Source organism: Gammaproteobacteria bacterium (genome assembly GCA_029862005.1).
In the GTDB taxonomy this organism is placed as follows: Bacteria; Pseudomonadota; Gammaproteobacteria.
The window spans coordinates 44,724-68,722 of the sequence record JAOTYD010000019.1 but is presented as its reverse complement, the minus strand read 5'-3'; the positions used below and the strand labels follow the sequence as shown (position 1 = coordinate 68,722).

General features: G+C 56.2%; 21 protein-coding genes. 9 read left to right on the top strand and 12 right to left on the bottom strand.

Annotated features, from left to right (window positions below; translation table 11 throughout):
• The 5 genes from OES20_12675 to msrA all read right to left on the bottom strand — a co-directional run.
• A partial coding sequence (locus tag OES20_12675) for an FAD-dependent oxidoreductase (protein ID MDH3635544.1) occupies positions 1-1,236 on the bottom strand: 1,236 nt, incomplete at its 3' end.
• The gene (locus OES20_12670; GenBank protein ID MDH3635543.1) at positions 1,233-2,471 is read right to left on the bottom strand and encodes a hypothetical protein; all 1,239 of its coding nucleotides are present in this window, start codon (positions 2,469-2,471) and stop codon (positions 1,233-1,235) included. The genes OES20_12670 and OES20_12675, both read right to left, overlap by 4 nt.
• 2 nt (positions 2,472-2,473) lie before the next feature.
• Complete coding sequence (locus tag OES20_12665) at positions 2,474-3,751, bottom strand: aminotransferase class V-fold PLP-dependent enzyme (GenBank protein MDH3635542.1); 1,278 nt, start codon at positions 3,749-3,751, stop codon at positions 2,474-2,476.
• Positions 3,752-4,144: 393 nt separating this feature from the next.
• Positions 4,145-5,449, bottom strand: a complete 1,305-nt coding sequence (locus OES20_12660) for an iron-containing alcohol dehydrogenase (GenBank protein MDH3635541.1) — start codon at positions 5,447-5,449, stop codon at positions 4,145-4,147.
• A gap of 269 nt (positions 5,450-5,718) precedes the next feature.
• Entirely contained in the window at positions 5,719-6,291 is a 573-nt protein-coding gene (gene msrA / locus OES20_12655; GenBank protein ID MDH3635540.1) for a peptide-methionine (S)-S-oxide reductase MsrA, read from the bottom strand.
• Between the two features lie 294 nt (positions 6,292-6,585).
• Between msrA and OES20_12650 the strand changes: the two genes are divergently transcribed.
• From OES20_12650 to OES20_12610, 9 genes are all read left to right on the top strand, one after another.
• Complete coding sequence (locus OES20_12650; protein ID MDH3635539.1) at positions 6,586-7,023, top strand: TlpA family protein disulfide reductase; 438 nt, start codon at positions 6,586-6,588, stop codon at positions 7,021-7,023.
• Complete coding sequence (locus OES20_12645) at positions 7,020-7,241, top strand: DUF4266 domain-containing protein (protein MDH3635538.1); 222 nt, start codon at positions 7,020-7,022, stop codon at positions 7,239-7,241. The genes OES20_12650 and OES20_12645 overlap by 4 nt, the downstream gene beginning before the upstream one ends.
• On the top strand, positions 7,232-8,482 hold the full coding sequence (locus OES20_12640) for a DUF3570 domain-containing protein (GenBank protein MDH3635537.1): 1,251 nt from the start codon (positions 7,232-7,234) through the stop codon (positions 8,480-8,482). The genes OES20_12645 and OES20_12640 overlap by 10 nt, the downstream gene beginning before the upstream one ends.
• A 206-nt stretch (positions 8,483-8,688) precedes the next feature.
• Positions 8,689-9,525: an FAD:protein FMN transferase gene (locus OES20_12635; GenBank protein MDH3635536.1), complete on the top strand. Its 837-nt coding sequence runs from the start codon at positions 8,689-8,691 to the stop codon at positions 9,523-9,525.
• A gap of 112 nt (positions 9,526-9,637) precedes the next feature.
• On the top strand, positions 9,638-9,967 hold the full coding sequence (locus OES20_12630) for a hypothetical protein (protein MDH3635535.1): 330 nt from the start codon (positions 9,638-9,640) through the stop codon (positions 9,965-9,967).
• Between the two features lie 170 nt (positions 9,968-10,137).
• Entirely contained in the window at positions 10,138-11,985 is a 1,848-nt protein-coding gene (gene typA, locus OES20_12625) for a translational GTPase TypA (GenBank protein ID MDH3635534.1), read from the top strand.
• Positions 11,986-12,064: 79 nt separating this feature from the next.
• The gene (locus OES20_12620) at positions 12,065-12,607 is read left to right on the top strand and encodes a hypothetical protein (protein ID MDH3635533.1); all 543 of its coding nucleotides are present in this window, start codon (positions 12,065-12,067) and stop codon (positions 12,605-12,607) included.
• On the top strand, positions 12,597-13,103 hold the full coding sequence (locus tag OES20_12615; GenBank protein ID MDH3635532.1) for a gamma-glutamylcyclotransferase: 507 nt from the start codon (positions 12,597-12,599) through the stop codon (positions 13,101-13,103). The genes OES20_12620 and OES20_12615 overlap by 11 nt, the downstream gene beginning before the upstream one ends.
• A complete protein-coding gene (locus OES20_12610) occupies positions 13,100-13,822 on the top strand; it encodes a type 1 glutamine amidotransferase (GenBank protein ID MDH3635531.1) in 723 nt (240 codons plus the stop codon). Before OES20_12615 ends, OES20_12610 begins: the two co-directional genes overlap by 4 nt.
• Here the strand turns inward: OES20_12610 and OES20_12605 are convergent.
• From OES20_12605 to OES20_12575, 7 genes are all read right to left on the bottom strand, one after another.
• Complete coding sequence (locus OES20_12605; GenBank protein ID MDH3635530.1) at positions 13,817-14,344, bottom strand: hypothetical protein; 528 nt, start codon at positions 14,342-14,344, stop codon at positions 13,817-13,819. The two genes, OES20_12610 and OES20_12605, sit on opposite strands and share 6 nt — an antisense overlap.
• A 39-nt stretch (positions 14,345-14,383) precedes the next feature.
• Entirely contained in the window at positions 14,384-16,057 is a 1,674-nt protein-coding gene (locus OES20_12600) for a formate--tetrahydrofolate ligase (protein MDH3635529.1), read from the bottom strand.
• Between the two features lie 173 nt (positions 16,058-16,230).
• Positions 16,231-17,139, bottom strand: coding sequence for a DMT family transporter (locus OES20_12595; protein MDH3635528.1), 909 nt, complete (start codon positions 17,137-17,139; stop codon positions 16,231-16,233).
• A 35-nt stretch (positions 17,140-17,174) separates the two neighbouring features.
• Positions 17,175-18,491: a type III glutamate--ammonia ligase gene (gene glnT / locus OES20_12590; protein MDH3635527.1), complete on the bottom strand. Its 1,317-nt coding sequence runs from the start codon at positions 18,489-18,491 to the stop codon at positions 17,175-17,177.
• 57 nt (positions 18,492-18,548) lie between these two features.
• Positions 18,549-21,065: an FAD-dependent oxidoreductase gene (locus OES20_12585; protein MDH3635526.1), complete on the bottom strand. Its 2,517-nt coding sequence runs from the start codon at positions 21,063-21,065 to the stop codon at positions 18,549-18,551.
• Complete coding sequence (locus tag OES20_12580; GenBank protein MDH3635525.1) at positions 21,062-23,038, bottom strand: glutamate synthase-related protein; 1,977 nt, start codon at positions 23,036-23,038, stop codon at positions 21,062-21,064. Before OES20_12580 ends, OES20_12585 begins: the two co-directional genes overlap by 4 nt.
• Entirely contained in the window at positions 23,020-23,928 is a 909-nt protein-coding gene (locus OES20_12575; GenBank protein MDH3635524.1) for a class II glutamine amidotransferase, read from the bottom strand. The genes OES20_12580 and OES20_12575 overlap by 19 nt, the downstream gene beginning before the upstream one ends.
• Between the last annotated feature and the right edge of the window lie 71 nt (positions 23,929-23,999).

Here is a 23,999-nt window from a genome sequence, read left to right as displayed (position 1 = left end):
GCGCTCTTCGTAGGGAAAATGAATCTTGAATCGATGCGCATACTGATCCAGTGTGCGCGCCCGGGTAAAGGGTTTCGTCGCCCAGGCACCGAAACGCGCCAGGTCCCACGGAAACAGGTCCATCTCTGGCTCCCCCTCGACGATCCACTGCGCCATGGTCAAACCGAGACCCCCCGATTGCGAAAACCCGGGGATAATGCCGCAGCAACAGAAATAATTGTCAAGCTCAGGTACCGGTCCAATCAACGCGGAACTATCGGGTGACCAGATCATCGGACCATTGATCACGCGCTTAACCCCGGCCTCGCCCAGCATTGGTACACGTTCGCAGGCACGCATCAGGTTGTCCTCGATACGCTCGAGGTCCTGGTCCAGCAGTTCGTGACCGAAATCCATCGGTGTGCCCTGCTCGGCCCAGTAGCGCCCGTCTTTTTCATAGGCACCGACCAGCAGCCCCTGCCCTTCCTGGCGCATGTAGTACTCGCCATCCCGATCGGCGACGAGCGGCAAGCGCCTTTCAAGCGCTTCGATTTCTGGAATGGTTTCGGTGACGAAGTACTGGTGTTCAAGCGGCATCAACGGCAGCTCGAAACCGGCCATTGCGGCCACTTCGCGCGCCCACAAACCGCCGGCATTAATCACCACCCCGGTATGGATGCTGCCCTTTTCGGTGTCGACATCCCAGCTGCCGTCGCTGCGTGGGATTGTCGCGATGACCGGCGTGAAACGCTCTATCTCGGCGCCGCGCTGGCGTGCACCCTTGGCATAGGCGTAAGTCACACCGGAGGGATCGACATTGCCACCGTCGGGTTCGTACATGATGCAGCGGATCCCGTCGAAGTTCGCCAACGGGTGCATGCGCTCGGCCTCGACACGTGACAACTCGTGAAACTCGACCTGGAAGTAGCGCGCCTTGGCAGCCTGCATGCGCAGCTGGTATTCCCGGTCGCGGGTCTGCGCAAGGTAAAGCGAACCCGGCTGGAAAATGCCGCAGCCCTGCCCGGTTTCCCGTTCCAGTTCTTCGTAAAGCTGCATCGTGTAGTACTGCAGCTTCGATATATTATTATGATCGTGCAGGCCGTGAATACCGGCTGCCGCATGCCAGGTCGAACCCGACGTCAACTCGTCTCGCTCCAGTAATACCACGTCGGACCAGCCAAGCTTGGTCAAATGGTAAAGAATCGAACAGCCAACCAGCCCACCGCCAATAACCACGGCCCGCGCATGCGTTTTCAATTACTAACCTCCACCGGCATTGCTGCTATCAAACGATCAATTATTCGCGGTGCTACCGCCAGGGGATAGGATTGAAACCCGTGGATACCACCGTTAAAACTCTGCTCACCACGTGGCTCCCCGTCCGGCAGGATATTCAGGCCCAGACCCATCCCGAAGATGCCAGGAATAATTTCCCCGGTATCGAGATTATGCAGCTCCCCGCTCGGCGTGGGATTACCGACTCTGACCGTGGCACCATCCTGCCGGATCAGCGGCAGGTTGGCGACAAACCCGGTTGCCTGCAGAATCAATCCTGCCCGGTCAAGCAATGCCTGCTGCTCGCCAAGCTGATCTACTTGTACAAGTCTGACCCTGTTTTCCCGTCCATCGCGGATATCCAGGAACAGGAACTTGGCATCCTTACGCAAGCCGCCGTTAAAAAACACCAGCCCGGTGCGCGGACAAACATCGGTTACGGGATCATAGTCAATTTGATGAGCGGCGGCGAAATCGGGCGTACAGCGCAGCTTGATTTGCTCTCGACGCTGCAGGATCAGGATTTCCCGATCACGCGAAAACCCGGCAAATATTGGATCGTAGAGCAGCCGCCAGGCGCAGGAAAAGGCACTGTGCGAGGCGCCGACAATGACAACAGGTCCACCGGAATCCGGCAATCCCTCAAGGGTTTCACGAGAAAGGAATTGCATCGAGCCCTCCCAGCGGTCGCGCATGGCTATAACTTCCGGCAAGGGTATTTCGACAGCGCCACAACAAAATAAAAGGTTATTACTCACTGCCCGCAAGCGCTGTTCACGATCATAACTGGCAAATCCTTTATCATTTATTTCGATACGCGCGATGTCGACTCCGCACCGCAAACGCTTGCCGAGAAAACTACGCATCGCCGCAACCAGGGGCTCGACCATCAGGGTTTGAATCCGTGTCAGTGGGATAAGCTCGGACTGGGTTTCCGGATGGGCCAGATAGTCGTCCCGCACCTGCACAAAAGGGGTTCCATCCTTAATCCCCTGCACAACGTCGTGCGAACTGGTATTGGCATTCACGTGGTAATGCCCCATCCTGCCGCCAGGGTCGGTGCTTGCCTCAAAGATCCGCAGTGAGTCGAGCAGGTCTTGCAAACAGACTGCATCGCCGTTTGCCACCGCGACTCGATTGCATAAGGCCAGCACCATGCCCATGCCCGCGGGTCCCGCTCCGAGAATCTGGAGGGGGATGACGCTGTTAAAACTCATTACTAGGCCGCGCTGGCCCCCGGTTCCCGGTGTGTGGCGATAATGGTTTCGAGTTCATGCAGAAAAGTGAGTACTTCCTGGTCGGTATTGTAATGACACATGGATACCCGGATACAGGTCGGTCGCCCCAACGGTTCGAGGATGTTGCCGGAAAAATAATCTGCCTTGCGCACGTGTGTTCGAATTCCCCTGGCATTGAGGTCGGCAACCACCTCGGCACAGGGCTTACCTTCGACAATGATCGACACCATACCCTCGCGAGCAGGATTATCGTGCCCGCCGATCACGTAAACCTCGGGCATATCACGCAATCCGTGCTGCTTGTCGTTGCCGTTGATCATTAACTCGATCAGATCGTGTTCATGCTCGCCAATGGCTTCACCCGCTGCCAGTATTCGGATCCGTCGGTCGGAGGAATCGGTGAAATGCGAACCGAGCCAGTCAAAGTATTCGATCACTTTCGTGGTACAGGCGAACGCCGAGGTATCCCGGGTGCCCAGTTCCCAGAAATCATCCGGAGTGCCATCCAGGTGGTCATGCGGCAGGGTTGCTAGGCGCGGCGACAGCCACGCAAATCCATAGTTATGACGTGAAAACACCTTGTAGGCCGAAACCGCGTAACCATCGACATCGTATTCGTCGATGGCAAGGCCGCCGTGGGCCGCGTGCTGGATACCATCGAGAATGATTATGCAATCGGGAGAGGCCGCGCGGATGACCTTGACCACCGCCGGGATATCCACGGTCATGCCGGTTACCGGGCTGGTATGAATAATCGTCGCCACGCGGGTATCGCTATCTACAATGCGGGCGTAATCCTCGGCCGTAATCGTGGCGCTGTCGTTACTATGTACCGCGGCGCGGAATTTCTTGCCGGCGATTTTGGCCCAGCGTTTACTCGCGCTCACGGTAGCCGGATGTTCGAGCGTACTACCTATCATATTGCCACCCTCTGGCGATCCCAATGCTGCAGCGCGTACCATGCGGAAAATAAGCTCGGTGCCGCTTTCACCGGTAAATACCGGGCCATCCTTGACTCCGAGAAAGAGGCGCATGTTGTCGCGCGCCTCGGAAATGATCCGCACCAGTTCATGCGAGGCAGGGTTATCGCGTCCCTGGTTGTCCGGAATTCCCGCTAATTGAGTATTGACTTCAACCACCGATTTCAGCGTCAGCGCGCCGCCGGCGTTTTCAAAGAATATGCGCGGCCCCTGGTAGGGGCAGGTATCCACGTGACAAAAACGCTCGCGGATCTGGTTCATCAGGCTGGTTTCAAACATTTAATTTGCCGCTTCAGGGACTGGATAAGCAGCGAATGCTAGCATCAGTTAGCTTACAAAGTAATGTGAATTTTCTCGATCATCGAGAGTGAAAAAACAAATCTTTGAATAAATAAATCTTATGTATTTAGATTAAAATTTACCGTTTTACATATATATACATAAGCATTAATAATATAAAGGCTAAAATTCAACCCGAGGCAGTTCAAATGTCAAAAAACACGCAACACCGCTTTCAACTCTGGGGCTGGAGCCTGTTTGTGTTCTCGGCCATTTTTTTCATCGTGGCGAGCATCCGTGCCGAAGACCCGGTTGGTTTAATCGGGGGTGCACTGTTTTTGATCGCCTGTTTCGTGTTCCTGGTACCTTTACTGGCGGAACCTAAAGCTTCTGTTAGTAGCTCATCGCGGCTGCGTAAATATTTTCGATATCTACAAGATTGGTTTCGCGCGGTGAATTCGCGATCGCGCGCACCTGACGCGCGGTGGATGCAGCCAGCGCTGGAACGTCAGCTGGACCAAATCCAACGCCACTCAATCCGTTCGGAACTCCGGTTTTACGCATCAACCCGATGATGCGTTTGGCGAGCGCTGCGCCGGAATCATCGACACCGGCTCCCTGTAAGTCTGACTGCAGATAGCCGGCTGCCTCGAAATGACGCTCGGGGGCAGCTTCGGCAGTGTAACGGAATATCGCGGGCGCCGAGACCACGACACTGATGCCATGCGGGACAAACGGGGATTTAACCGGGTAACCATCGGTGGTGACATCGTGCATCAGGTGCGTAACCCCGTAGGAAAGCGCGTGCCCGAGATGGGTGCCGGTGTTACCAAACGCCATGCCGGCCAGCGAGGCGCCCCACATTAACTGGTCGCGTGCCTCGTGATCCTCAGCATTATTGACACCGCGCTCCAGGTACTCACCGGCGATCTCCAGCGCCTTGCGTGCGGCCAGATCACTCCACGGGTTGGCACCCTGGATCGGTGGCCGTTTCAGCGGATCATCCATCCTGTCCCAGCGGGTATAGGCCTTCGCTGTATAGCACTCGAGCGCATGACATAACAGGTCGAAGCCAGTCGACGCGACAACCATCGCCGGCAGCGTATCGCTGCAGGCCGGATCGACCAGCGCTTCCTGCGGCAGCAACACCCGGTTGGCGAGCACAAACTTGGTCGCCAGATCGCTGATGCGCAGCACCGATATCGACGTGCATTCGGAACCGGTCCCCGAAGTCGTGGCGCAGGCCAGGTGTGGCAGCAACTTGCGCGGCATCGGCCTGCCGGCACCGAGTGGCGGCGCGAAGTAATCGAGAAATTCGTCAGGCGGATCCAGCGCATAGAGCATGGAGGCCTTGGCGGTATCCATCACCGAGCCGCCGCCGACCGAGACCACGCCGTCGAAACCGCCCTCGGCGAAAAAAGCCGCACCGCGCTCGACGCTGGCGTCATCGGCCTCGATCGTTATCTCGTCGAATACGGCGACATCGAGCCCGGCCTGTCCCAGCGATTCCAGTACTGTCGCAACGTAAGCGCTTTCGCGCAAATATGGGTCGGTAAACAATCCCACCCGCGTCATGCCAAGCCCGGCGGCACGCGCGCCCGCTTCGCGCAGGCAGCCGCGGCCGAAAGTCAGTTTCGGAATAGCGATCGTGAAAGTATCTGCGCCATGATCGCAGGGAGCGAAATATTGACAGCCCATGGCAGGACATCCTTGCTGTTTAAGACGATGTCATTCTACCACCGCAAATACAGGACAGGTAAATCCTGACTCGTTTGTTCAGGTCCGGGACGGCGTTTGATCGATCACCAGGCTGGCGTGGGGGAAACCCCGCAAAAGTGTAGCGCGGCAGGGACGCCGCGCTCCAAGCGATTCCATGGATGGACCAACCGGTGCATGCGCCGGTTGGCAGCGTCTTTTGCGGGGTTTCCCCCACGCCAGCCATTGTCAAAGAAAGTTTCTAGGAATTACTAGTGGGTGGCCTGGTCGCCCCAGATGGTGGTCAGGCGTTTATCGCGTCCACAGCCGAAACGGTAGTACTTGTAACGAATCGGGGACTTCTTGTAATAATCCTGGTGATATTCCTCGTCACCCTTGATCGGGAAAAAGGTTGCCTGCGGTAAAATGGGGGTTACCACGGCCTGGCCGGGAAACATTTCGATAACCTTTTGTTTCGACTTTTCCGCAAGCATGCGCTCTTCGTCATTGGCCACAAAGATTGCGGCGAGATAGCTCGGCCCCTTGTCGCAAAACTGTCCACGCGCGTCAAACGGATCGTGGTTAACCCAGAAATGATCCAGGATTCCCTGGTAATCGATAATCTCGGGATCGTAAGTTATCTCGACCGCCTCGTAGTGCCCGGTATGTGCACCACGATAGGTTGGGTCCGGATGCGTACCCCCGGTAAAACCGGATATCACGTCAGTTACACCGTTGAGCTTTTCAAAATCCGACTCCATACACCAGAAACAGCCACCGGCAAGCACGGCCCTGGCCGCAATAGCCGGATGCGCGGTCGCGCTGACGATTGCGACGAAGGCCATGAGCAACAGATTTTTCATATTTAAGTACCTCGAAATAGAAGCTAAGACCCTCTCCCGGTCGACGAGTTCAACGTCGATGATCGATGATTCGGGCGAAACCGTTTCGCAGGCCTGAGAAATCGGCGAATTAGCATCGATATGGATGTCGGCTCACCATGTAAAAGCCCGGCCTGGTACCGAATTCGAAGGACGGACGATCCCCGGAATAATTTTCATTTCTTAAGAATTTGTTAAGGAACCAAATGTTACTATTCTCAGCTGGTACCAAATAGGGAAAACCCGAGGACGTTGGATATGAGAATGATACTGCTATTGATACTGTTGGCTACCTCCCCGGTGCAGGCCGAGATCTACAACATCAGCCAGCTGGATCTGAAGAACCACCAGGGTAAAGTCGTTTACCTGGATTTCTGGGCTTCCTGGTGCAAGCCCTGCCAGAGATCCTTCCCGTGGATGAACAACCTGATGAGCAAGTATCCGGCTGAAAATTTTACTGTTATCACGATAAACCTCGATGCCGAATCTGAAGCGATGCACCAGTTTCTCAGCAAGGTCCCGGCTAATTTCGATATCTATCACGATCCCAGCGGGCAAATTGCCGAGCAGTTCAAAATTGAAGGCATGCCTACTTCCTACCTGATCGACAGCAGCGGCAAGGTAGTAAAGAAACATATTGGTTTCTATACCAAGCATATCGAAAAATACGAACGCGAAATCGAGGAGTTACTATGAAAACCAGGCTCTGCTCATTGATTCTGTGCGCGCTGATCGGCGCGAGTGGTTGTTCGTCCCTCGGCGTTAAGCCCTGGGAGCGTAACCTGCTGGCACGCGAAGACATGCTGATAGACGCGGATGCGCTCGACCTCGCCTTCGATGAACACATTTACTTCAGTAAAGAAGCCTCCAGCGGTGGCCAGGGATTTGCCGGCGGTGGCTGCGGATGCAATTAAAGAAAAAGAAAATTGCAGGCATACTTTCTGCGGCGACCTGCACTTTACTCGGTAGTCCTACGCAAGCGGCGGATAACGGCTGGGACATCGACAGTGCGATACTTTTCTACGCTGAAGACAACGACCGGATTGAAGCTGTCGAACCTGTTATCAGCGCCACCAAGGATCTTGGCGATGACGAGAGCCTGTCGATGAAACTGGTCGTTGACAGCCTGACCGGCGCCTCGGCAACGGGTGCAGTGCCATCGACGACGGTACAGACATTTACCCGTCCTTCGGGCAAGGGATCCTATGATGTTGATGCAAACGAAACGCCACTCGATGACACCTTCAAGGATACCCGGGTTGCCTTCAGCATGAACTGGGAAAAACCAATTGATCGCAACAATCGCAGCAATCTCGGATTCAACGTTTCCAAGGAATACGACTTTACTTCGATTAGCGGCAACGCCATGTGGCAGCACGACACCAACCAGAAGAACACGACCTATTCCTATGGCATCAATATCGAGCTGGATGACTTTGATCCGGTTGGGGGTGTTCCTAATCCACTCACCAGGATGGTGGATCAGGACAAGGGAGACAGCTCCGACACCCGCAACATTCTTGACCTGATATTCGGAGTGACCCAGGTCATCGACAGAACCAGCCTGTTCCAGGTTAATCTTTCCCTGAGTGAATCCGATGGTTACCTGACCGATCCCTACAAGTTTGTCAGCGTCGTCGACAATACCACCGGTGAGCCAAGCAACCAGTTATTCGAGAACCGACCTGACAGCCGCTCGCGCCAGAGTATTTACGGTAAATACAAGAAAATGTTTGCCAACAAGGATATTTTTACCGCGTCATACCGGTTTATGACTGACGACTGGGGCGTCGACTCGAACACGTTTGATTTTACCTACCGCTTCAGGCTAAACGAAGGTTACTTTATCGAACCGCATCTGCGCTGGTACCAGCAAACAGAGGCCGACTTTTATCATTACTTCCTGCGCGACGGGGAACCGGTGCCGGCCGAGGCCAGTGCCGACTACCGTCTTGGTGAGATGGAAGCCACCACGGTCGGGGTAAAATTCGGCAAGCAGATCAGTGACCAGCACCACTGGTCGGTACGATTGGAACAGTACCTGCAATCGGGAGATTCGTCACCGTCCGAGGCCTTTGGACAGCTGGCCCAGCAGGACCTCTATCCTGATGTCGAGGCAACGATAGTCCAGTTTACCTACTCGTTTGAATGGTAACAGGCCAGGGGTCGGTATTCGGTCCTTCTTGTGTTGCGCCTCAATGCCCCAGGTCAAGATGCAACTATCGTGCAAAAGCTAGTCTATAGTTAAATATCGCAGTGCGGGAAGCGCATTTTTTACACGCAGACATGAATCACGAATGGGTTGCAAGTCCCCTGAAGATATCGCGGCGCGGTAAACTGTGGATCGGCCAGTTTCGGTGTATGGCCAGCCCCTGCGAAGTCCTGATCGAATGTGACCAGGAAGCGCGGGCACAGGATCTAATTGCACTGGCGCAGCAGGAAGCAAACCGCATCGAGCAAAAATTCAGCCGCTATCGCGACGACAACATCATCTACCAGATCAACCAGGGTGGCGGAACCGTCGCGGTGGATCCGGAGACCGCGCGCCTGCTGGATTTTGCTCAACACTGCTATAGCCTGAGCGAGGGCTGGTTTGATGTCACCTCGGGGATCTTGCGACGAGCCTGGGACTTTAGCCGGCACGGCAGCATTCCAACGCAACAAGAGGTCGAAGATCTGCTACCTGACATCGGCTGGGATAAAGTGAACTGGGACAGCCCCAACCTGACGCTGCCAAAGGGCATGGAAATCGATTTAGGCGGCATTGGCAAGGAATACGCGGTCGACTCGACTCTGACCCTGCTTAAAAGCAAAGCCGATAACAGTTTCATGGTTAACTTCGGTGGTGACTGCAGTGCCAGCGGCCCGATGGCTGACGGATCGTCGTGGTTGACCGGAATCGAGGACCCGAATCGACCGGGTGACGCCACCGCGGTGATTCAATTGAAAAATGGTGCCCTCGCAACCAGTGGTGACGTGTTCAAGTTTATTGAACACGAAGGAATCCGATACGGTCATATCCTGAATCCAAAAACCGGATGGCCTAATCCCGGGTCGCCGCTGTCGGTAACCGTTGCGGCGGCAACCTGTACCGAGGCCGGAATTCTGTCAACGCTGGCGATGATGCAGGGAAAAGACGCTGAACAGTTCCTCGATCAACAAGATATCAAGTACTGGTGCTACCGAGCAGATGCGTAAGCTTGATCGTTCGGGTAACTAGATAATCCACTGCTTGCAGAAGCCGATTCTCGACAACACCCGTGCTAACATTAGCCGCCACTGGTTAAGACTTCATCAGGTACTTGAGAACATGCAGAAATCTTTCCTGGCAATTATACTGGTAATAGCTTCCCCGATGCTGTATTCGGAGGAATTGGTCGAAGAAGTGGTTTCGTTTCGATGCGGCCTCGCGGTTGATGCCGTTATTGCAGAAATGGACAAGCAATCCGGGAATCTCGTAACCCAGGAAGCGCTCAGCAAGATTAACGATGAAAATGGTGAGTTTGTTTGTGTTCAGACGGAAGAATCAAAGTTATTCGTGAGCTTGCAGACCAAAGAGATGGGCGCTACCGAAAACCGGTTAATATTCACGATCGATCCACAAACCTACCGGGTTATAAAAACCTATTACGGCCGGTAAATCTGCGAACTCCAGCCGCAAGCCGGATACATCCGTCTCAAATCCGCCAGTCGGTCTCCAGCATCCTCACGAAAACCAACAGGCTGCTGGTACTTTAGTGTGAATTCCTCACTTGTGGTATCGCGCCACATCATTATAATCGCGCGCCTCAACCCGCCCTGCTTATCCCTATGAATACGCACCGAGAAAACCTGCGAAATATCGCAATCATCGCGCATGTCGATCACGGCAAAACCACGCTGGTCGACCAGTTGCTGCGCCAGTCAGGCACCCTGGACGCCCGTGCCGAGATCAGCGATCGCATGATGGATACGAACGATCTCGAAAAAGAGCGCGGGATTACCATCCTTTCCAAGAATACTGCAATCAACTGGCGTGACGAGCAGCACAACCGTGATTACCACATCAATATCGTCGATACTCCGGGTCATGCCGATTTCGGTGGTGAGGTCGAGCGTATCCTGTCAATGGTTGATTCGGTGTTATTGCTGGTGGATGCGGTCGAAGGGCCAATGCCGCAAACCCGCTTCGTTACCCAGAAAGCTTTCGCGATGGGATTTACGCCCATTGTCGTTATCAACAAGATCGACCGGGAAGGTGCGCGCCCGGACTGGGTGATCGACCAGGTCTTCAACCTGTTCGACCGACTCGGCGCAACCGATCAGCAGCTCGACTTTCCGGTGATCTACGCATCGGCACTCGAAGGTTATGCGAGCAACAACGACAAAGACCGTAACGGTGACATGAAGCCTCTATTCGAGGCAATTATCGATCATGTAGTGCCGCCAGAGGTCGAACTCGATGGACCCTTTCAATTACAGGTCTCGAGTCTTGATTACGACAGCTACAAGGGCGTCCTCGGCATCGGTCGCATTACCCGCGGCCGCGTGTCGCGGAATACCGCGATCAAGATTGTCGGCGCCGATGGCAAACAGCGTGATGGACGTATGATGCAATTGTTCGGCTTCGATGGTCTGCAGCGGGTGGAAACCGAAACTGCCGAGGCGGGTGACATTATCGTTTTCTCAGGAATCGAGGAGCTCTACATTTCCGATACCCTGTGCGATCGCAACCAGGTCGAGGCCTTGCCACAACTGACGGTGGACGAACCGACTGTCAGCATGACCTTCAGCGTAAACAACTCACCATTTTCCGGTAAGGATGGAAAATTCCTGACTTCCCGGCAGATAGAGGAAAGATTGTGCCGCGAATGCCTGCACAATGTCGCGCTTCGCGTCGAGCAACTCGAAGATGCCGACCGGTTTCGCGTCAGTGGACGCGGTGAACTGCACCTCGGCATCCTTATTGAAAATATGCGGCGCGAGGGTTACGAGTTATCCGTCTCGCGTCCCGAGGTCATCATACGGGAAATCGAAGGCGTCGATTGCGAGCCCTACGAACAGCTGACGGTCGACGTCGAGGAACCCTACCAGGGAGCAGTCATGGAGGCGCTCGGCAAGCGCAAGGCTGACCTCAAGGATATACTGCCAGATGGTCGCGGGCGGGTTCGCCTGGACTACGTGATACCTTCGCGCGGATTGATCGGATTCCAGGCCGAGTTCATGACGCTGAGCTCGGGAACCGGGCTTATCTATCATATTTACGATCATTATGGTCCTCGCATCGAGGGCGCCATCGGCCAACGGCAGAATGGTGTCCTCATTTCAACCGCAACCGGTAAGGCGCTTGCGTACGCGTTGTTCAACCTGCAGGAACGCGGCCGCCTGATGATCGGGCATGCGGAGCCGGTTTACGAAGGCATGGTCGTCGGTATTCACAGCCGCGCCAATGACCTCGTGGTAAACCCGCTCAAGGCCAAGCAACTCACCAACATCCGGGCTGCCGGCACCGACGAAAACCTGGTCCTGACAAGGCCGGTGAAAATGACGCTCGAGCAGGCACTGGAATTCATCGACGACGATGAGCTGGTCGAAGTAACGCCGAAGAGCATTCGCATTCGTAAAAAACTGCTGCTCGAGCACGAGCGCAAGCGCGCTTCACGCAGTAGCGCCGCCTGAATCCCCTGAGTTAGTGTGCTTTTGTTGAAAAGCATGCCCCTTTATAATTGTGCGGTATCAAAAGACTGAAACTCCGCGCATGACATTTTTTCTCAAACTGCGCCACTGGGAACTGTTCCTGATGCTGGCGCTGCCGACCATCATGAGCCTGATGTTCGATATCCCGATGGAGCCCCTGGTAGTGGCCACTATCGGTTTGTTCATGATGCTGGTCCTGTTTGGCTGGATGTTCAGTGTTGGCGCCTGGTCGAACCGGCAGCTACCCGAGGCGCGTCAACGCAGCCCGTTACCCTGCGCGGCCGGTTTCGCGCTTCCGATCGTCTACCTGTTGATGTACATCTTCCTCTATATCCCGCAACTCCAGCACGGCGCGCCATCAAGGCCACCGATATGGCTGCTGCCGATGCACATGGTTTCAATGGTGGGCATCTTTTACGGTCTCTGGTACACCGCGCGCCAACTCAAATCGCTGCAGGAAAACGAGGACGCCGATTTCATGATCTTCAGCAGCACCTTTTTCCTGCTATTCATCTTCCCGCTCGGTATCTGGCTAATCCAGCCGAGCGTCAACCAGCTTTATTCCAGACGGGAACAGGCTGCGGCAGATACCAATGAAGATTAACTATTTCGCCTTCGGCTCCAATCTGTCGAGTACGCGCCTGCTGGAGCGAATTCCCGAGGCCACCAAGCATTGCGTCGCCATTTTACAGCAGCATCGGCTTTGCTGGCACAAGAAAGGCCAGGATCTATCGGGCAAGTGCGACATTGCCTTTACCGGCAACCCGGAAGATGCCGTCTACGGTGTGGTTTACCTGGTGACGCACGACGAAAAGCTGGAGCTCGATGCCTACGAAGGCGCCGGGATCGGCTACGAACGCAGAGAAATCCAGGTTACCGCGCTACATGGCGAAGTCATCGAAGTCTTTACCTACTATGGAATCGAAATCGATCAACGGCGACAGCCATATCACTGGTACAAGGAACACGTACTGCGCGGTGCGCTGGAACACGACTTGCCGCTACACTACGTCGAACATATTCGCGTGACGCCGTCGATCGATGATCACGATGCGGAACGTCACCATCGCGAGCTTGCAATCTATCCGGAGAACCCATGAAAAATATACTGGTGTTGCAACATATCGCAGTCGAGGATCCGGGCTACATCAAGGACTTGATGGAAGCTGATGGCTGGCAACTGACCCAGATAGAACTAGACGAAGGCGAAACCATACCGGCCGACCTGTCCGGGTTCGACGCGATGCTGTGCATGGGCGGTCCGATGGACACCTGGATGGAAGACGAACACCCGTGGCTCATCGAAGAGAAAAAACGCATCCATGAATGGGTCGTCGATATGGGTAAACCCTTCCTCGGGTTTTGTCTCGGCTGTCAGTTACTCGGAGAAGTCCTGGGTGGCAAGGTGGTCAAGTCCGAACCATCCGAAATCGGTGTACTGGATATCGACATGACCCCGGCGGCACGGCAGGACCTGCTGTTCGGTGGCTACCCCGAATCCATCAAGGCGGTACAGTGGCATTCCTACGAAGTGCGCGATCTCGAATCCAACACCGGGGTGACCGTGCTCGGTTCATCGGCCAGTACCCGGTACCAGATATTCAAGTATCGCAACCACGCCTACGCGGTACAGTTTCACGTCGAAGTGCGCGCCGACACGGTAATGCAGTGGGGCTGTATCCCGGAGTACAGGGCTGCGCTGGAAGACAGCCTCGGCGCCGACGCCCTCGAAGCATTCGACCAGACGGCCCGTGCCGAGATGCCGGAGATGAACCGGCTGGCGAAACTACTCTACGAAAACTTCAAGCAGATCTTATAAACGCGGCGAGAAAGCGAGCACCCGCACCTTGCCCGGCAGCGTCGGGTTGAACAGGTGATTATGCCAGTAGGTCGCCTGGAACAGTTCGTCGTTCCGGTCCAGCGACCTGACATCAAAATCGAAGGCATGCTCGATACTGGCCTCCGCAAACCGCAGTTGGCATCGACCCGCCTTGAGCAGCGCGTAAGCGATTGAAGAATCGTGACTGAACACGGCGGTCAATTCATTCACGAACTGATCGGTTTCGTGGTAGTGCAGTTCGGCGAGTATACGCAGGCCATTCTTGACCCACTGGCTCGAATCGTGTGTTTTACGAATGATATGGCGGAACTCGCTGGTGCGATCGGCAGAATCTGCGCGATTGATCAGGAAGTTGATCCGCGCCTGCTCGTCACCACCCACGACCGCATGGATGCCGGCGCTCATGCCCGCACTGGGGCGACCATCCCGTTCGCGCATGGCGAGCTTCCGCAGCCGGCATTGCCAGGCGATAAAATTTTGATACTGTTCGTTGGCGTCCATAAATGAATACGTTCCAACTTCGGGGACAGTTTCGTCTAACTAGAACAATCCCTCGACCTGGCCATCCGCATTCAGATGAATATTGTCCGCCGACGGCACCCGTGGCAATCCTGGCATGGTCATGATGTCGCCACAGACCACGACGATGAACTCGGCCCCCGCCGACAGGCGAACTTCGCGGATCGGTACTTCGTGCCCGCTAGGCGCCCCCATCAGCGCAGGGTCGGTGGAAAAGCTGTACTGGGTCTTGGCCATGCAAACCGGGAAGTGACCATAACCATCGGCTTCAAATTTGGCAAACTGATCGCGGACTTTTTTGTCGGCGATAATATCGTCCGCGCCGTATAGCGAGCGTGCGATGTGACGTGCCTTGTCCCATAACGGCATCTTGTCATCGTACAACGTATGGAACTGCGCCTGGCCGGAATCGGCAACCTCGGCCACATGTTTGGAAAGTTCCTGGGTACCCTTGCTGCCCTCGCCCCAGTGGTTACAGTCAAAGGCCTTGACACCGAACTCGTCGCAAAACTCGCGGATTGCTTTTAGTTCACCCTCGGTGTCGGCGGAAAAACGATTGATCGCGACCGTTACCGGTACGCCGAACTGTTTCAGGTTGCGGATATGGCGACCCAGATTATCGCAACCCTTGACGATGGCCTCGACATTTTCACCTGCAAGCTGGTCCTTGGGGACACCACCGTGCATTTTGAGCGCTCGCGCAGTCGCAACCAGCACCACCGCATCCGGACTCAAACCTGCCTTGCGACACTTGATGTCGAAGAACTTTTCAGCACCCAGATCGGCACCAAACCCGGCCTCGGTAACGACGTAATCGGCCAGCTTGAGCGCGGTTTTAGTAGCAATTACCGAGTTACAACCGTGCGCGATATTGGCAAACGGGCCGCCGTGGATGAAGGCTGGATTATTTTCGAGCGTCTGCACCAGGTTCGGCATGAATGCATCCTTGAGCAACACGGTCATCGCGCCCGGGGCATTGACGTCACGTGCATGTACCGGTTTCTGATCACGCGTGTAGCCGACAACAATATTGCCGATGCGGCGTCCGAGATCGTCGAGATCGGTGGCGAGACAGAAAATAGCCATGATTTCGGAGGCAACCGTGATATCGAAACCACTCTCGCGCGGGGTACCGTTGCCGGGACCACCGAGGCCAATGGTGATGTCACGCAACGTACGGTCGTTCATATCCATGACGCGCTTCCAGGTGATACGGCGTGGATCAATCCCCGATTTATTATCCCACTGGACATGGTTATCAACCAGCGCCGACAGCAGGTTATGCGCCGCGCCGATGGCATGAAAATCCCCGGTGAAATGCAGGTTGATATCTTCCATCGGCACGACCTGGGCATATCCTCCGCCCGCGGCGCCACCTTTCATTCCGAAGCAGGGGCCCAGGCTCGGTTCGCGCAGACACATCACGGCTTTCTTGCCGATGCTGTTAAGCCCGTCACCCAGTCCGACCGTGGTCGTGGTTTTGCCCTCGCCTGCCGGAGTCGGAGAAATCGCGGTAACCAGAATCAACTTGCCGTCCTTTTTTCCCTGCAATGAATTAATAAATTCTGAAGTCAATTTCGCCTTGTCGTGTCCGAAGGGCTTGCAAGCTTCGGGTGGAATATCGAGCTTTTGCGCAATTTCGGTAATCGGTTTCAGGGTTGCTTCACGTGCAATTTCGATATCGCTTTTTGCCATTATTTTCTCCAAATCATGGAAACAAACGGGTCGATGCAGCACTGTGCACCGACATGCCTCAATCCCAGAAAGCTGATGGCTCACTGGATTTCAGGACGCAATATCATAGGGGCTGGCAAGATGCGAAAGTATCTCGAAAGCGACATATCAGAGGCAAATCGCGTGCCGATTAGCTAGCTATCGCGCCATAACGCCCGGCGCATCGGCGTATAGATAAATTCACTCAAGCCCGCAAGCGTGATTAACCCGATTCCAGTCAGTTCGCGCACGCCGAGCGGTTCGTTGGCCCATATCGCAGCGGTAATCCCACCCACGCTGAGTTCCGTCATGAACAGTAAACCAACTACTCCGGGGTTCAAGTGCGGCGCACCCCAGAAAGCCGCGTAAGCACCGGGAATTACGATAACTGCGATTGGCAATGCCCAGGGCAGGACATCGACAACGACAGACCAGTCTGGCATCTCGATTTCACCGGCCATCGGTGATATCGCCATTACAATCGCGGCGATGACGCCGTAGAAAAAATAGACCGAACATATTTCCATGCTGCGACTGCCATCATCCTTGCGCAGCAATACCGCCGCTACCGCCCAACCGACGGCGCCAATCAACGCCATCCAGTCACCTGTGTTTCTCGGCCACGGAAAACCGACATCAATCCCGAACATTACCAGCATGCCGGCCAAACCAAATGCAATGGCCAGAACCCGCGGTGCGGTTATCGTTTCCCCAAGTACGATACGGGCCAGTAACAACGACCAGACCGGGGTCGTGTAATACAGCACCAACCCCCGAATGACCTCGGTATAGAGTAGCGCGTTGGAGTAAAACGCAAGCGCAACCCCGGTTGTGATACCGATGAAATGCAGCTGCCAGCCACAGCTGGTAATGCGTCGCCAGTTCCTGAATATCCACGGAGAAAACAATAGCAACGGTATACCGTAGAACAGCACCGTGGCCCAGGCATCGGTCACCCCGGCGTTGTCCATGCCCCGTAGCGGAATCCAGAAAAGACCCCAGGCGACGCCGCTATAGGCACAGGCCAGGCTGGCCCGTGCTTTCAGGCTCAGACTGGTAAACATCAGGCTTTTGAAAACGAGTGTCTAGAATAATGCGCTTAGCAATCGAGCGTGTTTTCGCGTTCCCAGCTACTCAGGTGCGTTGCATAGCTATCCCAGGCCTGCATCTTGAGTTTGACGTAGGCATCGACCAGCTCATCGCCAAGACCTTCGCGGACGACCTTGTTTTTATCGAATTGCCTGATCGCATCGAGCAGGTTCAGCGGCAGCATGCGCGGACTCTTGGCGCGATGGCCTTCTTCGTACATATTGAGATGCGTCGGCTCTCCCGGATCGCGCTTGTTGTCGATACCATCGAGTACCGCCATCAGCACGCCCGCCTGCAACAGGTAAGGATTTGCCGCACCATCCATCAGGCGCAGCTCGAAACGTCCGTCCTCAGGTACGCGGATCATGTGGGTACGGTTGTTGCCGGCATAGGTGACGGCGTTCGGCGACCAGGTCGCGCCGGACATGGTGCGCGGTGCATTGATACGTTTGTAGCTGTTTACGGTCGGGTTGAAAATCGCGGCCAGGTCAGAGGCAGAATGCATGATACCGCCGAGCGCCTTGTAGGCCAGTGGCGACAAGCCCAGCCCGCGCGGGTCCTTGCGATTGGTCTCGAACAGGTTTTTCTTGCCGGCGCGATCCCACAACGACACGTGCGCATGACAGCCGTTACCGGTCAGGTGCTTGAACGGCTTGGGCATGAAGGTCGCGCGCATGCCGTGCTCTTCGGCAATCGATTTGACCATGAACTTGAAGAACACGTGCTTGTCGGCAGTTTTCAGGGCATCGTCGTAATCCCAGTTCATTTCGAACTGGCCATTGGCGTCCTCGTGATCATTCTGATACGGATTCCAGCCGAGTTTGAGCATACAGTCGCAGATATGGCCAACCACCGGGTACTGACGCATCAATGCGAGCTGGTCGTAACAGGGTTTGGGCTGGGTGTCATGGCTGTCGGCAATGTTTTCGCCATCGGGCGTGATCAAGTGATACTCGCATTCAACCCCGGTTTTCATACGGTATCCCTTGCGGCTAGCCTTGGCCAGCTGACGCTTGAGCGCGACGCGCGGCGAAGCCTCTACTTCCTTGCCGTCCATCCACAGATCCCCTGCAACCCAGCCAATTTCAGGCTTCCAGGGCAACTGGATCAGGCTGTCAGGATCGGGAACCGCAAACATGTCCGGATGTGCCGGCGTCATATCGAGCCATGCGGCAAATCCGGCAAACCCGGCGCCGTCCTTCTGCATGCCCTTGATGGCGCGTGCCGGTACCAACTTGGCGCGCAACACACCAAACAGGTCAACCCAGCTCACCAGGAAATATTTTATTTTTTTGGATTTCGCAATCGCTTCTAGATCTTTAGCCACTTTTTAGCCCCCTTCGGATATTATGGTTATGTCTTGGCCGGTAATTCTAATGACAGATCAATGCTGATTCAAACTTCCCGCCATGGGCACGCCCGCCGCTTGCGATACCGCGATCGTGATCGCGCGCAGATCCTCGGGCTCGAGGTTGTGTACGTTGGTTTTGCCGGTGCAGCGCGCCATCATCGCGGCTTCCGCATTGAATGCCTGCAGCAGGTTGTAACTGCGCTCCTCGCGATCATCCCGCTTCAGGTCGGCATTGAAGAGCGGCTCACCGGCGGCAATATCGGCGCCGAGTGCGATCGCCGCAGCCGCACCGATGACCACGGTATTGGCGCCCAACGCAAGCATCTTGGCGCTATCGGTGCCGGTGCGCAGACCGCCGAAATAAACCAGGTCGATATCTTCTTCCCGGTTCATCGCCCGCAGCTGGCTGACCGCGTGGTTTAAAATCGAAATATCGGGTGCGCTGGTCAGTTCGGAAGCAATTTCCGGCAGGCCGTCACCCGCATCGAGCACCAGAAAATCGAGTTCCTGCAACAGCGCAAACGGCAGCGCCTGTGCGAGGTTGTGGCTGTCGACCAGCAGGCCGGTCGGTTGAGCTTCCACTGCCCTGGTTACCTTGCCTGCCTTCAGCGCCGGGTCAGCCCTGAACACGACCGCGTCGGCCGCGGCATCGGCGTCGCCGTCGGCAATCTGTATCCACCGGGCATCCCCGCCGAGCGGTGCAACTCCAATATAGGCGGCGCCATGTTGCGCTATGGCGCTGGCATAGGCATCGCGGATTTCATCCGGGGCATGATCGAGACCAGTGACCGCAAATGGAATATCGAGCTGCAGGCTGTTGATTGCACCCAGGTCGGTCGCGGTTTTACAGTCCTCGCGGTAGGGATCGATCACCAGGCGCGACAGGTTCGCCGGCAGAAATACCAGGTCATCGAGCGTGGCCTCGTGATCTTCGCCAAACGGATTGTCGCGGTTTTCCAGGCGCCCCTGCAGGATACTGGCTTCTAGCTCGACGTCTTTTGGTGTGACGCGCGACATCGCGAAAATCGACTCGCGGCTGGTCACGGTGTAATCCGCTGACCCGGTTTCGGCATCGCAGCGGAAACAGCGCGCGGCTTCGAACTTCGCCTCGTCGGCGGTATAGGTTGATTCGATCTCGGGAAACTCGATCGGAATCTGACCGAGTCCATGAAATTTCTGGTCGACCCGGGGATTCAGTTCCCAGGCCGGATCGTTGCAAATCGGCACCCGCCGCGTGCGGTACGGGGTGCGGTATGGCAGTGGCTTGTCGTTACCCTCGAGATGGGCTTTGATGTAATAGGCGGCGCGATGGCCCTGGTACATGGCCTCGACGATGGTCGAGCCGCCAAAAGCGCCGTCACCGGCCGCAAACACCTTTGCATCCGTGGTTTGCATGCCCTCGAGCTCGGTTCTGACGCGATCCCAGTCCATCATTCCGAGGGCGTCGAGTTCGTCGTTTTCGGCCTTCTGTCCGACCGCGGCGATCACCAGTCCGCACTCGATATCGTGCTCGGAACCCGCGATATTAATCGGTCGGCGACGACCGTCCTCATCGGGCTCGCCCAGCTCGGTGCGCACGCAACGCAGCGCCTTGCCGTCGATGACCTCGACTGGCTGCGTGTTGTATACCACCTCGATGCCTTCGTCGATTGCGCCGTGCAGTTCCTCGCGCCGCGCCGGCATGGCTTCGAAGTCGCGACGGTAGATAACCTTGACCTGCTTGACACCCGGCAGGCGTTTGGCTACGCGGCAGGCATCCATCGCGACATCACCACCACCAATGACGAGCACGGTTTCCGGCAAGGTCGGGCGCTCACCGTCATTCACGCGGTATAAAAAGCTGACGCCGTCTTCGACGAAGGGTGCTTTTTCACCGGGAATACCCATCGGCTTGCCGACGAAAGCGCCGATCGATAACAGCACCGCGTCATGCTTTTGCTTCAGTTCATCGAGCGATACCTGTTCGCCGAGCGCGCTGTTGAGATGAATCTTGATGCCGGGGCAATGCGCCAGCATGCGATCGATATCCTGCTGCATGGCCGACTCAGGTAGGCGAAAGCGCGGAATACCCCAGTACATCATGCCGCCGAGCTTGTCGGTGGCCTCGTAAACGTGCACCTCGTAGCCGGCTTCGGCAATGTCATGCGCGGCGGTCAGTCCGGCCGGGCCGGCGCCGACGATGGCAACGGACTTGTCCTGGGTAACCTCGACCGGTGGCAGCGCAAATCCGGGACCGAGAGCTTCGAGCACGTAACGCTTGAGGTTGCGGATCGCGATTGCACCGTCGCTATCGGCACGGCGGCAGGCAGGCTCACAGGGCGCATCGCATACACGGCCGCAGATCGCGCTGAACGGGTTGGTCGCGGTAATGGCTTCCAGCGCTTCCTCGTTCTTGCCTTCCCAGATGTAGGCAATGTAGGACGGCGCATCGGTGCCGATCGGGCAGGCCACCTGGCACGGTGCCGGCACGAAATGGATATCGTTGGTATCGTCATCGAGATCCGGTGTCGCGGTGATCGAGAACTGGTAGTCAGCGTCGTTCAGTTTCATCCGGCTTTCCGGTCCAGTAGTTCGAGACCGGTCAGCGGTCGCCGGGTTTCCTTGTGTTCGGGCGCATACGGCAGGCTGGTGATATCAGCTGCCTCCGGTGTCAGTGCGACCAGGTCGCCGCGGTTTACCCGGTGCACGTCATCGTAACCGAGCGCCTTCGTGATCGCGGCAATTTGCCAGCGTAGCGATTCGAGGTAACGGTGGATATTCATCGCCTGGCGATCGAGGTCGTAGCGTGCCTCGTGCACCGGATCCTGGGTGGCAATGCCAACCGGGCAGGTACCCACGTGGCACTGCATGCAGGCGATACAGCCGCCAGCGATAATCGCCGCGGTGCCGACTGAGGTACAATCGGCGCCCAGCGCCAGCATCTTGATCACGTCGACGCCATCCTTGATACCACCCATCATGACCAGGTTCATGTCGTCGCCGGCATTAATTTCATTGAGGCCGTCGACCGCTTCCTGCACCGCAGACAGGGTCGGGATGCCAACGTTTTCGAGCACCTCGGTGCTGGCGGCGCCGGTGGACCCCTGCAGGCCATCGAGTTCAACGAAGTCGAAACCATCCTTGTAGGCGATCTTGATATCGTCGTTGACGCGGCCCGCACCCATCTTGATGCCGATCGGCACCTTGTGAAAAGTCGCTTCGCGAAATTCCTGCAGCTTGATGACGAGGTCATCGGCACCGAGCACGTCCGGGTGGCGCGACGGTGAACGCAGGTCGATACCCACCGGGATACCGCGAATCGCCGCCAGTTCCGGGGTAACCTTCTTCGCCATCAACTGGCCGCCGAGACCCGGCTTGGCACCCTGCGAAATATAAATCTCGATTGCATCGGCGCGCTGCATGTCCTTGACGTTCCAGCCGAGCCGGCCTGACAGGCACTGGAAGATCAACTGGTCGGCCTCGGCGCGTTGCTCGTCGAGCATACCGCCCTCGCCGGTATTTTCCGAAATGCCGGACAAGCGCGAGGCGCGTGCGAGTGCGATCTTGACCTTGCGGCTCAGTGCACCGAAACTCATCGGCGCAATCATGACCGGCATCGACAGGCTCAGCGGCCTGGCGCCGAAGCGCCCGCCGACCGTTGTTTTGAGGTTGATGTCGGTTAATTCATCGGGATTCGGCGCAACCGTGGAAATGTCCCTGGTAAAAGCGATGTCATTCAGATGCGGTACCGGCTTGGATGCGCCGTAACCGCGAATGCGGTAGCGCCCGACCTCGCCCTTGATCCAGATATCTTCCTGCACTTTAGAATTCCAATAGTTGCTGGACTTCGACGAGACGAAGAAAGGTTGCGGCCGGGAGCGCGGTTCGACATTGGCATAACGCAGTTTCTTGCCGGCATTGACTACCTTGGTGAAGTCACCGTTAAATTTAAGCTTGTAGCGCTCGAGGAATTCCATGAGGTCATCGCGTTCGTGGGATTCCATGTCGACGATCATGGTGTCGTTGCCGAGGCTTTCGATCTTGCCACCGACGAAAATTTCACCCGCGCTCATGTCCTGTCCCACCTTGGCAGCGGCGTCACCGAGAATGATGATGCGCCCTCCATACATCATGTAACCCGACATGAAGGCAGCGTTACCACCACAGCACAACGTGCCGGCCTTCATGACCTGCCCGGCACGGCTGCCCATGTTGCCGCGCACGACAATTTCTGCGCCGCGGATCGCGACCCCGGGGATCGCGCCGGCGTTACCACCGACTACGACCGAGCCGGAGTAAATATTGTCGCCCACGGCCCAGCCCACATTGTGCTCGATCTCGTAATGCGCGCCGTCAGACAGGCCACCACAAAAATAGCCGGCGGAGCCCTTAACGTGCACCGTGATCGGTTCGACCAGGCCAACGCCGATATTGTGGCGCGCATCGGGATTTATGATTTCAACATCGAGGCGATCGCGCCCGTAGGCGCAGATCTGCTCGTTTGCCTCGGTGATGCTGACCTGGCTTAAATCGATCGTGACCATGTCTGGTGGGTCCCCGGCGCCGGTTCGGTGGAATTGATGGATTGGCCGGGAAACAGCCGGTTCAGGCTGACTTCCTCGGAGGCGATTGCGATCATGTCATCGGTTTCGTACAACACCATCGGTTTTGCCGCCAGATTGTCCTTGGCATAACCGATTTCATTCGGAGTCGATACCAGGAATGAAAAGGTGCCGTCGAGATCATCGATCGCGGTTTTAAGCACGCTGTCCAGGGTCTCGCCCTGTTCAAGCTTGTCGGCGAGATAAACCGCGACCAGCTCGCTATCGTTGTCGGTATGAAAGGTGAAACCCCGGCGTTCCAGGCGACGGCGCATCTTCCAGTAATTGGTAATCTGGCCATTGTGTACGATCGCGATATCCTCGAAACCGGTCGCCCAGAACGGGTGTGCAGCCTCGGGCCGCACCGCCGACTCGGTGGCGAGGCGCACGTGACCGATGCCGTGGGTACCCCTGACATCGCCAACCTGGTAAATCTCGTCGAGTTCGTGCGCGGTGCCGTCATCCTTGATGATATCGAGCGTGTGGCCCACCGAAACCAGCTTGGCGTGTTCCTCTATATGCTTGGTGAAATCAAGCAAATCACCTTCGAAATTGACCGCGATCTGATAAGAGCAGCCAACCGATTGTTCAGATTCTATGGTCGCATCGTAACGTGCCAGCAACGAAGCAATATTATCGATCGCCTTCTGTCGCGCTGCCGTCTCAGTCGGAACGATAAAACGCAGTTGAAGTTGGTCCTTCTCTTCACCATACAATGCGAAACCCGTGCTGTCCGGGCCGCGATGCTGGCAACCGTCGAGCATGTCGAGCAGCGTTTTGCCAATTTCATGGGTGCCCGCCTGCTTGTATAAAATACCCGCTATACCGCACATGTCATACACTCCTGGACCAGGATTTATCAACCGATTGAGCTTACTGAAGCGGGCTTAAGCTGTCAACTGAA